This is a genomic window from Pseudomonas peradeniyensis, from assembly GCF_014268935.2.
Classification (GTDB): Bacteria; Pseudomonadota; Gammaproteobacteria; order Pseudomonadales; family Pseudomonadaceae; genus Aquipseudomonas; species Aquipseudomonas peradeniyensis.
This window is the reverse complement of sequence record NZ_JABWRJ020000001.1, coordinates 596,544-609,961: the sequence shown is the minus strand read 5'-3', so window position 1 is coordinate 609,961 and position 13,418 is coordinate 596,544. Positions and strand designations below refer to the sequence as shown.

Below are 13,418 nucleotides of genomic sequence, written 5' to 3'. Positions count from 1 at the left end.
GAGCTTAGCCATCACAAAAAAATATGCTACGGAGTGCTTAGAATCATTGGGAATTAGTGAGTAGTGGCTAAAAGCTACTCATCTTTCAATTAAAACTTAAGTAACACTCATACTAAAGTAAGCACTGGAATAGTACTTTCTACAACAGGCTGATATTCCTTACTTTTCAGCGCCCGCTGAAAATGTTAGTCCTGTTGGCTTTCACGATAGAAATGTATGCGATAGCGGTTGATCGTTTTATTCAAACTATCGTTCCGCCAAAGGTGTCGTTTGGCGCTGTACGAAATCCCGAGAACGCCAATCGCGCGCTTGGGGCAATCCGATCGGCACGATGGGCCAATGCTTCCGCCATGGGGTGTCTGGTCTGGCGCATTCGCGGGGCCAGCCCGCTCCCAGGAGGGCGATGCTTGCAACGCTGTTCACCTTCGAACCGGCCAGCACCTGCTCGCCGATCAAACCGGACGAATCCCGCCATGCTTGAGAAACTGGCAGCCATTCACTCTTTCCATCGCCAGTCAGCGCCCCCGTCGCCTGGCTTCGCTGAGCTCGTATCCCTGACTTATGCATTCTCAAGCCGCCACACCCGCAACCCTGTGCCCCGAGCCATCCCACCGCGTCTCGGTAGCGCCGATGATGGATTGGGATTAGTCTTCTTGAATACTCCGAATTCCGTGCCTTGCAGTCAATTCGATCTAATTCCATACCAATTTCGTCCCACCAGCGTTGCTAGCCTCGATCTCCGTCGTAAGGTCTTCTCGGTCTAGGCTCTGTACGAAATATATCTGCACTCGCCCATACTGCATTGAAACGGGGCTCGGAATGCTCATGTACTCCAATACACTGCGCTTCCCCCCCGTTTCGCCTTGTCTGGCCTTCACGCAGACACATTTCGTACAGCCCCTAAAAAGCGAGAACTCTACGGAAAAGCAGGCTTCCATAGGTTTCTGCTAGGTTTCAAAGGTTTTCATACAGAACCTAGGGAATGTGCGTAATCAGAGTGAGGATCAGATCTGCCCTATACTGGACAGATGAATTGGGATCCCCACCATACTGACTTCGTACTGGGACAAGATCACTGGACTCAAGCCCCGCTCACAAAAACAATAAAAATCAAATACCTAACAATTCAAAGCAAATTTCCAAATGCCGTCTCCATTTTTTGGGGAGTAGGAAGAGGCGTCTTGAACAAGTACTTGTAAAACAGCTCACGCTCGGACTGCACCATGAAATCTATCTTGCCCTCGAGCAACTTAGATTTGCAGCTTTCGACGACATGCTGCACCCGCGAATACAAATGACTGAGATTAATTTTTGTTACATATTCCGTAAGATCATCACTATAAGACCCATCCCACTCCTTAAGCGGAGGAACGAGCAACTCGTCCCCTTCGGTGGTCATACGAAAGAAAACATTGGTATCGCCATGCCTACTCTTATTAACTAAACTACCATTATGAAATAAGCCATGCCTGAGAGTCACAAGCTGCTTGAGCCTCTCGGCATCTTTAATCTCACCAAAATCATATAAGGCACGCTTTATACCGTTTTCGAATCGACAGTCTGATTCACGCAAGGCATATGCGCACCCGATCTGATCCAGTATCGAGAAACAACCTAAAAGAGGAACGTACTGTTTAGTCCTAACATTATTAAAGCTAGCCGATACCGCCTGACAAAGATCATACAGACTGCTACTCAATACTCCATTTTTCACATGAATACGCACGCCTGAACATTCTAAGTGCACATAGGCCAATTCTGAAATATCAAGCTGACTCAACAACCTACCACGATAGTACTCACGAATACCGCCTGGAGATGCAGACTTAAAATCTTCAAACTTATTAACCATATCGCTATCCTTAACAAAAAACAATGAACTCTGAGGTCCAGAAAATTCAATTGCGCGCCAAATCCATCACTTTAATGACTGATAATTCTAGCAAAATATTGACATGCCCTCAGCGCGAGCTTTACTCGATCGCCTTCGTCTGTGATGGCGATAATTCCTTGAGCATGCACTGGGTCAAGTTGGCCGTGTAGAGCTCCAGCCACCATGCCTTCGGGGCTGGAGGACGGTCGCACCCCACCGTTACAACTCTGGGCGGCAACGGATCCGGTGGCAACCTGACAGCCGCAGATCTGCAGTAGCAAGCCGGTCGTTCAGGCGAGCCTGAACTTGTTGAGCATCGTTCATCTCCTTTCTGTGAACTTGCTTCCACACCTGCTGACAATCTTCCTTCCAAAATACGCCTTGTTGCCTGCAGCTGCCCGAGCTGGCCAAGAACCCAAGCTCGTCGAAGGTGCACCGCGCAAGGCGAGCCAGAACCGGGACTCAACAAGAGCGGCAAAGTCTTATTTTTCTGCTGTGTATTTCCAAACCAACGCGGATAGCCATTTCCGCCCCAACTGACCTGGCTACACAGCTGCTTGCACCATGATCAAGCCCACCTGCAGAGCAAGCCGGCCTGAAAATAGCAGATTGAAACCGCCAACAATCAGATTTTACCCCTTCCTTGTAGTCCATTTCCCAAACATACTGCTGCCGCCTGTTTTCCGTTGCGGCTGCTCTGTGGGCGCTCTAGTCTCGGCCTGTCGTTGCACATCAGCGACACAGCTTTGACAGGCTGTAACGGTAGAATCACGCAGGCAGTCTCCGCTCAATGGTGGCTGTACGTGTGGGCACGCTTGCGTGCGCCGGAACTTTTGCGTGATTTTCCGCCGGTCTGTCAACCCACGTACAGCTGCCACCCTTCTGTTTGACAGCAGGCTGGTGGTGGCACCGCCAACGGTAAATCACCATGTTAAAGATCGTCCCCGATCCACCCCACAACCACCACTCCCTCGAAGACACCCTCATCCAGGCCACCGAGTACGCCCTGTGCGCGCAAAGCGTGGCGCATCAGGCTGTCCTGCTGCAGCCCAAGTCACCCGCCGCGATTCTGATGCTGGCCTCCATGCATGAGATGGAGGCACTGCGCGTGCTACTGGAGTCGGCATTGATCCAGGTGCAGATGCCGAACGCGCAGCCGCGTCCGTTGCACTAGATCACAAGGCATGTGGCGCCTGAACTGACGTCATCGCGGGGCAAGCCCGCTCCCACGCCATTGCGTGCCGACGTAGGAGCCCGCTCTCACGCCGATGATGCTTGCAACGCTGTTCACCTTCGAACCGGACAGCGCCTGATCGCCGATCAAACCGGACGAATCCCGCCATGCTTGGTAAACTGGCAGCCATTCACTCTTTCAATCGCCAGCCAGCGCACCCCGCCGCCTGGCTTCGCTGAGTTCGTGTCCCAGACTTATGCATTCTCAAGCCGCCACACCCGCAACCCTGCGCCCCGAGCCATCCCGCCGCTTTTCCGTGGCGCCGATGATGGACTGGACCGACCGCCACTGCCGCTTCTTCCTGCGCCTGCTCTCCCAGCACGCCCTGCTCTACACCGAAATGGTCACCACCGGCGCCCTGCTGCACAACGACGCCCAGCGCTTCCTGCGCCATGACCAATCCGAGCACCCGCTGGCCCTGCAGCTGGGCGGCAGCGTGCCGGCGGACCTGGCCGCCTGCGCGCGCCTGGCCGAGGACGCTGGCTACGACGAGGTCAACCTCAACGTCGGCTGCCCCAGCGACCGGGTGCAGAACAACATGATCGGCGCCTGCCTGATGGGCCATCCGGCGCTGGTGGCCGATTGCGTCAAGGCCATGCAGGATGCGGTCGGCATTCCGGTCACGGTCAAGCACCGCATCGGCATCAACGGCCGCGACAGCTACGCCGAGCTGTGCGACTTCGTCGGCCAGGTGCGCGACGCCGGGTGCCGCAGCTTCACCGTGCATGCGCGCATCGCCATCCTCGAAGGCCTGTCGCCCAAGGAGAACCGTGAGATCCCGCCGCTGCGCTACGACGTGGCGGCGCAGCTGAAGGCCGACTTCCCGGACCTGGAGCTGGTGCTCAACGGTGGTATCAAGACCCTCGACGAGTGCCGCACCCACCTGCAGACCTTCGACGGCGTGATGCTGGGACGCGAGGCGTACCACAACCCGTACCTGCTGGCCGAGGTCGACCAGCAGCTGTTCGGCAGCACAGCGCCGGTGGTCAGCCGGGCCGAGGCGATGGAAAAGCTGCGTCCGTATATCGTCGCGCACATGCAAAGCGGCGGCGCGATGCATCACATCACCCGGCATATCCTCGGGCTGGGCCAGGGCTTCCCGGGGGCGCGGCGCTTCCGGCAGTTGCTGTCGGCGGACATTCACAAGACCAGCGAGCCGCTGAAGGTGCTGGACCAGGCTGCCGAGCTGTTGCAGGGGCGTTGAGGGAACCTGGGGCGGGGTTGGCACTCGAAGGGTTAGCCTTTTACCGCGGCCCTGGCGTTGGCCGGGGCTGCTTTGCAGCCCTTCGCGGGGCAAGCCCGCTCCTACACAGGGGAGCGGGCTGCTTCGAAGGGTTTCCCGATACGCCTGCGACGGGCCTTGAGTGGCTGTCGGGGCTCGGGTAATGTCGAGTCATTGCACAGGACAGAGCACGCCCATGACCTCCAAGCTGGAACAACTCAAGCAGTTCACCACCGTCGTCGCCGACACCGGCGACCTCGACGCCATCACCCGCCTCAAGCCGGTCGACGCCACCACCAACCCTTCGCTGCTGCTCAAGGCCGCGGCCATCCCGGGTTACGCCGACCTGCTCAACCAGGTCAAGGCCGATGCCAAGGGCAATGTCGACCTGGCCTGCGACAAGTTCGCCGTGTCGGTGGGCTCGGGCATTCTCAAGGTCATTCCGGGGCGCATCTCCACCGAGGTGGACGCGCGACTGTCGTTCGACGAGCCGGCGCTGCTGAAAAAGGCCCGCCAGCTGATCGAGCTGTACGAAGCGGCCGGTGTGTCGAAAGACCGCGTGCTGATCAAGCTGGCCTCCACCTGGGAAGGCATCCGCGCCGCCGAGAAGCTGGAGAAGGAAGGCATCCAGACCAACCTCACCCTGCTGTTCTCCTTCGCCCAGGCCCAGGCCTGCGCCGATGCCGGGGTGTTCCTAATCTCGCCGTTCGTGGGGCGCATCTACGACTGGTACAAGAAAAGCACCGGCAAGGAATACGTCGGCGCCGAGGATCCGGGCGTGCGGTCGGTCACCCGCATCTACGACTACTACAAGACCAACGGCTACAACACCGTGGTCATGGGCGCGAGCTTCCGCAACATCGGCCAGATCGAGCAACTGGCCGGCTGCGACCGCCTGACCATCAGCCCCGAACTGCTGCAGCAGCTGTCGGACGACCAGGGCGAACTGCCACGCCTGCTCAAGCCGGGCAATGCCGGCGAAGCCAAGCAACAGTTGAACGAAAGCCAGTTCCGCTGGGCGATGAACGAAGACGCCATGGCCACCGAGAAGCTGGCCGAAGGCATCCGCCAGTTCGCCCGCGACCAGGAAAAGCTGGAAGCGCTGATGGCTGGCTGACAAAGCCTGATACATCTTCGGCTTGATCGACGGGCGGTTAATGCAGAGCATTTCCCGCCCGTTTTCGTTGGGGTGGCCGATGACGCCATCGCGGGGCAAGCCCGCTCCCACAATGAAAACACCGCATTCCCCATTCCCTGTGGGAGCGGGCTTGCCCCGCGATAGGGCCATCAGCATCACACGAACCTGAGCCATCCATGCCCGCCACCGCTTCGCTCCCCCTCGTCCTCGCCGGCCCCATCCTCCGCCGTCTGGAACCGCAACGCCTGGCCATCTGGCTGGTCGGCTCGCAACCGCTGCACCCCGAGTTCTTCTTCGACCAGGCCGGCATCAGCGCCACCACACACTGCGAGATGATCGCGGTCGGTGAGCACGCCTTCATCCATCTGCTGGACATCCACTTCGACCACCCGCTGCCCAGCAACATGGCGCTCGAGTACGACCTGCGCCTGGCCAACGGCCAGGGCATCGCCGACTGGGCCCCGCACCTGCTCTACCCCGGCGCCAACCGCCCCAGCTTCGTGCTGCGCGAGCGCCTCGACCAGCTGCTCCACGGCTCCTGCCGCAAGCCCCATCACCCGGCCGCCGACGGTCTGCTCTGCGCCGACCGCCTGCTTGCCGCCGATCCGCGCCCTGAAGAACGCCCCGCTGTGCTGCTGATGAGCGGCGACCAGGTCTATGCCGACGATGTCGCCGGCCCCATGCTGCGTGCCATCCACGCGCTGATCGAGCGCCTGGGCCTGTTCGACGAAGCCCTCGACGGCGCCCTGGTCGACAGCGGCGCCGCGCTCTATCGCCACCCGGCCTGCTACTACCACCGCGCCGACCTGCTGCCGGCCCAGGAAGGCAACGAGACCCTGCGCGAACGCTTCTTCGGCGGCAAGCGCAAGCCGATCTTCTCGTCCAGCAACGCCGACAATCACCTGGTGACCTTCGCCGAGGTCATGGCCATGTACCTGCTGGTCTGGTCGCCGCTGCCGTGGGCCCTGGTGCGGATGGACATGCCAGAGGGCCTGACCGACCAGCGCCAGGCCCGTTATCGACGCGAACTGCCGCTGATCGAGGCCTTCCGCGACGGCCTCGGCCAGGTGGCGCGGGTGATGGCCCACCTGCCCTGCCTGATGATCTTCGACGACCACGACATCACCGACGACTGGAACCTGTCGGCGCAATGGGAACAGACCGCCTACGGCCACCCGTTCTCGCGGCGCATCATCGGCAACGCCCTGCTCGGCTACCTGCTGTGCCAGGGCTGGGGCAACGACCCGGACGGTTGCGCGGCGCTGGTCGGGCAATGCCGGCAACTGAACGAGGCACGGGACGAGCTGATCGGCGAGCTGCTGCGCTTCCAGGGCTGGCAGTACGCGCTGCCCAGCAACCCACCACTGCTGGTGCTGGACACCCGCACCCGCCGCTGGCGCAGCGAAAGCAGCCTGGGCAAGCCCTCCGGCCTGCTCGACTGGGAGGCGCTGAGCGAACTGCAGCAGGCGCTGCTCGACCATCCTTCGGCGATCATCGTGTCGCCGGCGCCGATCTTCGGGGTCAAGCTGATCGAGACCGTGCAGCGGGTGTTCAGCGCTCTGGGCTACCCGCTGCTGGTGGATGCGGAGAACTGGATGGCCCATCGCGGCGCGGCGCAGGTGATCCTCAACATCTTCCGCCATTCACGCACGCCGGGGCACTACGTGGTGCTGTCGGGCGACGTGCACTACTCGTTCGTCTATGAGGTGCTGATTCGCCACCGCCAACGCAGCCCGCACCTGTGGCAGGTGACCAGCAGCGGGATCAAGAACGAGTTTCCCCGGCGCCTGCTGGATGTGCTCGACCGGCTCAACCGCTGGCTGTATTCGCCACGCTCGCCGCTCAACTGGTTTACCAAACGCCGGGAAATGCAGGTGGTGCCGCGCACGCCCAGCCGCAGCAAGGCCGGGGAGCGGCTGTGGAATAGTGCGGGGTTGGGGCAGGTGTTCTTCGATGGCCAGGGGCGGCCGGAGCGGGTGTATCAGTTGAATGCGGATGGTTCGCCGGCTACGGCGTTCATCCAGGACTGACCTCATCGCGGGGCAAGCCCGCTCCCACAATGAACACCATTGTTTCCTGTGGGAGCGGCGGTGCGCCGATGCGACTTGCCCCGCGATGGCGTCGGCAGGTTCAGCGCAGGATCAGGACCGCTCGAGCGCGCTCACCAGGTCGTGGAACGCTTCACGGTTGGAGTCATTCAAGCCCATGAGGATCTTGTGCGCCTCCAGCACCTTGGAACGCACCACGCTCTCGTCCTGGTCCTGGGACGGCAGGTCGGTCAGGCATTCCGGGCACGGCACCGGGCGGTCGACGATGTTGAACACCTGGTCGAAGCCCATGGACTGCAGCAGGCGGGAAATGTCCGGGTTGGTGGTGACCACGGTCGGCAGCAGGCCGACTTTCTGCCGGGACAGGATCGACAGCTTGGCCAGCAGGCCGAGGGTGGTGCTGTCGATGCTCTCGGTTTCGGTCAGGTCGATGACGATGGCCGAGAAGTTCAGCGCGGTGAAGATCTTCTCGATCGTCGCATCCAGCGCCGAACACAGGGTCAGGCGCACTTCACCGACAAATTTCAGAACGAAGGTCCCGCTCTGCTCGGCGAACTGGATTCTACCAGTACTCATTCAAGGTTCCTGCTCAACACCAATAGGGCGATATCATCCGGCATCTCCCCAAGCGTAGCCAATTCGAATCGTTGGCGCAGCCCCTCCAGGCTACCACCCGCCGCCTTGACGATTTCCGGCAAGGCCGCTTCCTTATCTTTGAGTGTGTCCCCGGGCAAAAGGTCCAGAATGCCATCGGACATCAGGGTGAGGCTGAACTGCGGTGGCAGCTCCAGCACCTGGTCCTGGTAGCTGGCCTCGTCGAACAACCCCACCGGCAGGCCACGGCCTTCCAGGTAGCGGGCCTGGCCCGGGGTGTACAGCACCGGCAGCGGCAAGTGGCCGCCGACGCTGTAGGTGAGCAGGCCGGTGTCCTCGTCGATGACGCCACCGACCATGGTCACATGCTTGCCCAGCTTGCAGTTGATCAGCCCGCGGTTGATGTGGCTGAGCACCTGCGAAGGCTTGAACTCGCGCATCTTGCCGCCACGCTTGAATTCGAACAGCAGGCGCGTGGTCATGAACTTGAGCAGCACCGTGACGAACGCCGACGAGGCACCGTGGCCGGAGACGTCCGCCAGGTAGAAGGCGATGCGCCGGTCATCCACGCGGAAGTAGTCGGCGAAATCGCCCGACAGGTACAGCGACGGGATGATCTGGTGCTCGAAGGCGAACTCGCCGGCCACCCAGGGGTTTTCCGGGAGCATGTTCATCTGCACCTGGCGACCGGCGGTCTGGTCCTCCTGCAGCAGGTGCAGGCTGGCCTCCAGCTCGCGGTTGGCGGCTTCGAGCTTCTCCCGGTAGCGCTGGTTTTCCAGCACCAGCCGCGAGCGGTCGAGCGCGCGGCGCACCGAGTGCTCGAGCACGGCCAGGTCTTCCAGGGGCTTGATCAGGTAGTCCGCCGCGCCCAGGCGCAGGGCTTCGACCGCGTCGCTCATGACGCCGGCACCGGACACCACGATCACCGGCAACTGCGGCGCGCGCTCGCTGATCCGGCGGATCAGTTCGAGGCCGCCCATCTGCGGCATGCGCAGATCGCAGATCACGAGGTCGGGCTGGTGTGCTTCGAAGACCTGGAGGCCCTGCTGGCCGTTGCCGGCCTGGAGGACGCTGAAGCCGCTGTCTTCCAGATAGGCGGCGAGACTGGCACGGACCACCTCGTCGTCATCGATGATCAGCAGCGTTGCACTGGGTTTCTGCATGTGGGCGAACGGCGCCAGATTTGGGTTGGCGTAGCGGCTGTGAAGGACCGACAGACGGCTACTGGAATGCTCTCTAGCCACTCTCTATTTGAGTTGTAGGACAAGAAGACTGGTCCGGCAAATAGCGAGGTGCCCTGTAAGGCGCTGACGGTACTCCCATCCGCCTGGCGTTTCAAGCATGGCAAGGAAGACTTCCGCGCACTTTACAGGGCAAATCACCCGGCGTTATAAGAAAGCACATCGGCGCAACCTGACGAAAGGATGCAAGCATGTCCCAGCCTCCCGTGGATTACAGCGAAAAACGCGATTTCATACGCATGCGCATTGAAACCGAGGTCAGCCTGCTGCACGCCGGCCAGGTGATCAGCGCCGTGTGCATCGACCTCTCCAGCAGCGGCATGCAGGTTCAGGCACCGCAGCGGTTCAAGGTAGGCGACCAGCTCGAGGTGCGCATCGACTCCGACCATGCCGCCCTTGCCGGCCTGCATGCCAGCACCGAGGTGGTGTGGATCGCCGACCAGCCCGGCGGCGCGCAGAAATTCGGCCTGCGCATCCTGGCCATGCATTAAGCCGTTACACATTTATCCAAAACAAATGGGGCCGCCCTGCGGCCCATCGCCGGCAAGCCGGCTCCCACAGGTTGTGCGATCCTCCGTGGGAGCCGGCTTGCCGGCGATGGGCTGCAAAGCAGCCCCATTAGCTGACCGATGTGATCAGAAGTCGTCTTCGACCTGACCGTCCTTGACCTTGAACTCGCGGTTCTGCAGGTAGGCGTTGCGCAGGAAGATGTACTTGTCGCCCTGGATCAGCTTCTCCGCCGACAGCAGGCTGGCGCGGGTGTCGATCACGTCCACTGCCATGAGCGAGTTGCGGGTCGGCACATGGTCGATGTAGCGGTAGGGTTCGGTGTAGGTGTCCGGGTACTTGGCCAGGCCGTCACGCACGGTGCTCGGGCCAAGGAACGGAATGACCACGTACGGCCCGCTGGGCACGCCCCAGTAGCCGAGGGTCTGGCCGAAGTCCTCGTCGTTGCGCTGCAGGCCCATCTTGGTGCCGACATCGAAGAAGCCGCCCAGGCCGAAGGTGGTGTTGACGATCAGCCGCGCCGTGTCGACGCCCGCCGCTCGAGGCTTGAGCTGCAGCACGTTGTTGGCCAGGTTGGTGACGTCGCCCAGGTTGCGGAAGACATTGTGGATGCCATCTTCGAGGAACTGCGGGGTGACGTACTGGTAACCCTGGGCCAGCGGCTTGAGGGCATAGGTGTCGAGGACATCGTTGAACCTGAAGATCGGTCGGTTGACCGACTCCCACGGATCCTCCTCGGTGGCCGCCTGGGTGGCTGCCACGGGCGCCAGCAGCAAGCTGGCGCAGACACAGGCCTGGGTGACTCGCTCGATCACTCCGGCACCGATCCTACGCATAGATGTTTCTCCATCGGATTTCACGGCGGCAACGGCCTTTGGCGCGCTGCTCGATAGGGCGCAAGTATACTGGCTTGCTGGCTGAACGGTAGTTTTACATATCTCTGTCAAGATTTCGTGAACAACTGTAGTCGTCATCCCTTGGTCACAATCGCCGGGTAGCTTGCGGGGTATTTAGGGACGTTGCCATGCAAGACGCACCCGCCTTCACCGCCGTGCTGTTCGGACTGCGCGGCTGCCTGGTCCAGGCAACCGACAGCGGCACCCTGCCCGCCCCCGGCGCCCTCGATTCCCTTCACCGCCTGCACTCGCAGGCTGTGCCGTGCATCTGGCTCGACGAACTCAGCGCCGCCCAGGGCAAGCGCCTGAGCAGCGTGCTGCCCGACTGGCTGCCGGGCCATCTGGTCAATGGCTGCAAATGGCCGGCGCCCAACGCCTGCTGGCAGGCGCTGATGAGCCTCGACAGCCAACGCCTGGAAGGCTGCGTGCTGGTCAGCGGCGAGCCGCGGCTGCTGCAGGCCGGGCTCAACGCCGGCCTGTGGACGGTGGGCCTGGCGGCCTGCGACCTGGGCTCCAGCCAATGGCAGGCCATGACCCGGCAGGAACAGGAGCGCACCCGTGGCAAGGCGACCCTGGCGCTGTTCGGCCTGGGCGTGCACTCGGTGATCGATCACCTGGAATCCCTCGACACGTGCCTGGCGGACATCGCCCAGCGCCGGCACAAGGGCGAGAAACCCTGATACATCCCCGTTGATACGGGTCATGCAAAGCTGCGGCAGGTGGATTACGCTAGAAGGCAGGCCAGAACCTTTACCGTGTCACCGAGGTCCATGGCTCGCCAAGTCATTGATGGAGAACGAACAATGCCTGCCCGCGAACTGCAAGAGCAACTCGATAGCCTGCGCGAGCAACTGGACCGCAATCCACCGCTCTCGCTGGAAGAGCGCGACCACCTGCATGAACTGATGCAGCAGATCGAAGCCCAGATCAAACTCGAAGAAGCGACCAAGGACAACAACCTGGTCGACGGGGTCAATACCGCCGTCGAACGCTTCGAAGCCGATCACCCGGACCTCACCGCCATCCTGCGCAATATCGCCAATCACCTGCACAGCATGGGGATCTGAACCGAATGGGGCCGCAAACGCGGCCCCATTACATTACTGACGCACCAATCGCAGATTCTGCGGACTGATCGCCCCAGTGCTGCGGTACGGGTTGATATCCAGCCCGCCACGACGCACATACCGCGCATACACCGTCAGGTGCTCAGGCTTGAGCAGGTTCTTCAGGTCCAGGTAGATCCGCTCCACGCATTGTTCGTGGAAGTCGGCATGCTGGCGGAAGCTGATCAGGTAGGTCAGCAGGCTGGCATGATCCAGCGCCTGGCCCTTGTACTCCACCACCACGCTACCCCAGTCCGGCTGGCCGGTGACCGGGCAGTTGGATTTGAGCAGGTGGCTGTGCACCGTCTCTTCCACCACGCGCTCCGACGAGCAACGCAGCAGCTCCGGTTGCGGCTGCTCGTAGTTGCTGATGTTCACATCCAGCGCGTCGATGCACTGGCCCGGCAGCGCGGTCACGCCCTGCCCCTCGACCTCGGCCAGGGTGCTGACCTTGACCCCGACAGGCTTGCCGGCTGCGGCGGACAGGTCCTGCACCAGGCACGCCTGCAACGCCTCCACCGACTCGAACACCGTCTGGTTCAGCGAGTTGAGGTACAGCTTGAAGGACTTGGACTCGATGATGTTCGGCGAATCGCACGGGATGGCGAACTCCCCGATGGCCACCACCGGCTTGCCCGAGGGCAGCAGCCAGGACAGCTCGAAGCAGTTCCAGAAGTCCACGCCCTGCCACGGCAGCGCGTCGCCGCTCACGCCCAGCTCGGCCCATTTGGCCAGGCGGGGAATCGGGAACAGCAGCGCGGGGGTGTAGGTGGCGATGTATTCGCTGGACTTGCCCAGCGGGGAGTGTTCGGCGGCGGGATGCATGGAAACTGACCTGAAGGTTCGAAATTGCCCCTAGTCTACCGGTTTTGCACCCCGCCTTGGAGCCGTTGTCACTCGATGGTCAGCGGGCCGACCATGCCTGCCTGATAGTGGCCTGGCACGTTGCAGGCGAACTCGATGGGCGCCGACTTGCGGAAGGTCCAGGTCAGCTCGGCGCGCTGGCCGGGCTGCACCAGCACGGTGTTGCCGCCACCATGGCCGTGGCCAGCGCCCATCTGGCCGTGATCCATCTGGCCATGGTCCATGCCTTCGTGGTTCATGCCGGCGGTGAACATCTTGCCCTGCATGGCGATCATTTCCTTCTGGTGCTCGGCGTGCATGGCCTTGTCGCCCAGGTTGAACTCGTGGGGCAGCTTGCCTTGGTTGACCAGCACGAAGCGCACGGTCTCGCCGGCCTTGACCTTGATGTCCTTGGGTTCGAAGGCGATGTCCTTGAGCACCACCTCGACGGTGCGGGTGGCCTTGGCCGCCTCGGCCGGCTCGCCGAAGGCGAAGGGTTTGCCGCTGTCGGCGAAGCTCGGCAGGCTGACCAGTGCGAGGGCGGCGGCGATGAACAGGTGTTTCATGGGTGACTCCGGGTCGTTCTGGGAGAATGAGGCCATTCTCGAAAAGGCTGGCTGGCAGCTGGCTGACGGGAAGATTACAACTTTGTCAGCTTGGGCAGGCCGTCGGATCGTCACGTATCATTTCGGCATCACGTTGGCCCTAACCGTTGG

13 protein-coding genes are annotated in these 13,418 nt (G+C 61.6%); 7 read left to right on the top strand and 6 right to left on the bottom strand.

What is annotated here, in order from left to right; all coding sequences use genetic code 11:
- Window positions 1–1,126 precede the first annotated feature (1,126 nt).
- Window positions 1,127–1,852, bottom strand: coding sequence for a hypothetical protein (locus HU751_RS02720; protein WP_186733449.1), 726 nt, complete (start codon window positions 1,850–1,852; stop codon window positions 1,127–1,129).
- A gap of 949 nt (window positions 1,853–2,801) precedes the next feature.
- On the opposite strand from HU751_RS02720, the gene HU751_RS02715 reads away from it, so the two are divergent.
- The 4 genes from HU751_RS02715 (at window position 2,802) to HU751_RS02700 (ending at window position 7,497) form a co-directional block, all read left to right on the top strand.
- Window positions 2,802–3,047, top strand: a complete 246-nt coding sequence (locus HU751_RS02715; protein ID WP_069016657.1) for a hypothetical protein — start codon at window positions 2,802–2,804, stop codon at window positions 3,045–3,047.
- Window positions 3,048–3,303: 256 nt separating this feature from the next.
- Window positions 3,304–4,311 (top strand): tRNA dihydrouridine(20/20a) synthase DusA, encoded by a 1,008-nt coding sequence (gene dusA / locus HU751_RS02710; protein ID WP_186733450.1) that lies wholly within the window; start codon window positions 3,304–3,306, stop codon window positions 4,309–4,311.
- A 214-nt stretch (window positions 4,312–4,525) separates the two neighbouring features.
- A complete protein-coding gene (gene tal / locus HU751_RS02705; protein ID WP_186733451.1) occupies window positions 4,526–5,446 on the top strand; it encodes a transaldolase in 921 nt (306 codons plus the stop codon).
- 197 nt (window positions 5,447–5,643) lie between these two features.
- Complete coding sequence (locus tag HU751_RS02700; protein ID WP_186733452.1) at window positions 5,644–7,497, top strand: alkaline phosphatase D family protein; 1,854 nt, start codon at window positions 5,644–5,646, stop codon at window positions 7,495–7,497.
- A 111-nt stretch (window positions 7,498–7,608) separates the two neighbouring features.
- On the opposite strand, the gene rssC is transcribed toward HU751_RS02700, so the two are convergent.
- Window positions 7,609–8,091, bottom strand: a complete 483-nt coding sequence (rssC, locus tag HU751_RS02695; RefSeq protein WP_023631332.1) for an anti-sigma factor antagonist RssC — start codon at window positions 8,089–8,091, stop codon at window positions 7,609–7,611.
- Window positions 8,088–9,272, bottom strand: coding sequence for a two-component system response regulator RssB (gene rssB, locus HU751_RS02690; protein WP_028692716.1), 1,185 nt, complete (start codon window positions 9,270–9,272; stop codon window positions 8,088–8,090). Before rssB ends, rssC begins: the two co-directional genes overlap by 4 nt.
- 269 nt (window positions 9,273–9,541) lie before the next feature.
- Between rssB and HU751_RS02685 the strand changes: the two genes are divergently transcribed.
- Window positions 9,542–9,841, top strand: coding sequence for a PilZ domain-containing protein (locus HU751_RS02685; protein ID WP_050704859.1), 300 nt, complete (start codon window positions 9,542–9,544; stop codon window positions 9,839–9,841).
- 144 nt (window positions 9,842–9,985) lie between these two features.
- On the opposite strand, the gene HU751_RS02680 is transcribed toward HU751_RS02685, so the two are convergent.
- Window positions 9,986–10,693: an MlaA family lipoprotein gene (locus tag HU751_RS02680; protein ID WP_186733453.1), complete on the bottom strand. Its 708-nt coding sequence runs from the start codon at window positions 10,691–10,693 to the stop codon at window positions 9,986–9,988.
- Window positions 10,694–10,881: 188 nt separating this feature from the next.
- On the opposite strand from HU751_RS02680, the gene pcrP reads away from it, so the two are divergent.
- Complete coding sequence (gene pcrP, locus HU751_RS02675; protein ID WP_186733454.1) at window positions 10,882–11,433, top strand: HAD superfamily inactivated hydrolase PcrP; 552 nt, start codon at window positions 10,882–10,884, stop codon at window positions 11,431–11,433.
- Window positions 11,434–11,556: 123 nt separating this feature from the next.
- Window positions 11,557–11,820 (top strand): DUF4404 family protein, encoded by a 264-nt coding sequence (locus tag HU751_RS02670; RefSeq protein WP_050704856.1) that lies wholly within the window; start codon window positions 11,557–11,559, stop codon window positions 11,818–11,820.
- Between the two features lie 33 nt (window positions 11,821–11,853).
- Here HU751_RS02670 and queF read toward each other — a convergent pair whose 3' ends face one another.
- Together queF and HU751_RS02660 are read right to left on the bottom strand one after the other, a co-directional pair.
- Window positions 11,854–12,684, bottom strand: coding sequence for an NADPH-dependent 7-cyano-7-deazaguanine reductase QueF (queF, locus tag HU751_RS02665; protein WP_186733455.1), 831 nt, complete (start codon window positions 12,682–12,684; stop codon window positions 11,854–11,856).
- Between the two features lie 68 nt (window positions 12,685–12,752).
- Window positions 12,753–13,268 (bottom strand): cupredoxin domain-containing protein, encoded by a 516-nt coding sequence (locus tag HU751_RS02660; RefSeq protein ID WP_186733456.1) that lies wholly within the window; start codon window positions 13,266–13,268, stop codon window positions 12,753–12,755.
- Window positions 13,269–13,418: the final 150 nt, after the last annotated feature.

Coding starts and splice junctions, on each gene's coding strand:
- HU751_RS02685 (WP_050704859.1), top strand. CDS start 9,542: ATGTCCCAGCCTCCCGTGGATTACAGCGAAAAACGCGATTTCATACGC.
- HU751_RS02715 (WP_069016657.1), top strand. CDS start 2,802: ATGTTAAAGATCGTCCCCGATCCACCCCACAACCACCACTCCCTCGAA.
- HU751_RS02680 (WP_186733453.1), bottom strand. CDS start 10,693: ATGCGTAGGATCGGTGCCGGAGTGATCGAGCGAGTCACCCAGGCCTGT.
- HU751_RS02660 (WP_186733456.1), bottom strand. CDS start 13,268: ATGAAACACCTGTTCATCGCCGCCGCCCTCGCACTGGTCAGCCTGCCG.
- queF (WP_186733455.1), bottom strand. CDS start 12,684: ATGCATCCCGCCGCCGAACACTCCCCGCTGGGCAAGTCCAGCGAATAC.
- HU751_RS02700 (WP_186733452.1), top strand. CDS start 5,644: ATGCCCGCCACCGCTTCGCTCCCCCTCGTCCTCGCCGGCCCCATCCTC.
- dusA (WP_186733450.1), top strand. CDS start 3,304: ATGCATTCTCAAGCCGCCACACCCGCAACCCTGCGCCCCGAGCCATCC.
- rssC (WP_023631332.1), bottom strand. CDS start 8,091: ATGAGTACTGGTAGAATCCAGTTCGCCGAGCAGAGCGGGACCTTCGTT.
- tal (WP_186733451.1), top strand. CDS start 4,526: ATGACCTCCAAGCTGGAACAACTCAAGCAGTTCACCACCGTCGTCGCC.
- HU751_RS02670 (WP_050704856.1), top strand. CDS start 11,557: ATGCCTGCCCGCGAACTGCAAGAGCAACTCGATAGCCTGCGCGAGCAA.
- HU751_RS02720 (WP_186733449.1), bottom strand. CDS start 1,852: ATGGTTAATAAGTTTGAAGATTTTAAGTCTGCATCTCCAGGCGGTATT.
- rssB (WP_028692716.1), bottom strand. CDS start 9,272: ATGCAGAAACCCAGTGCAACGCTGCTGATCATCGATGACGACGAGGTG.
- pcrP (WP_186733454.1), top strand. CDS start 10,882: ATGCAAGACGCACCCGCCTTCACCGCCGTGCTGTTCGGACTGCGCGGC.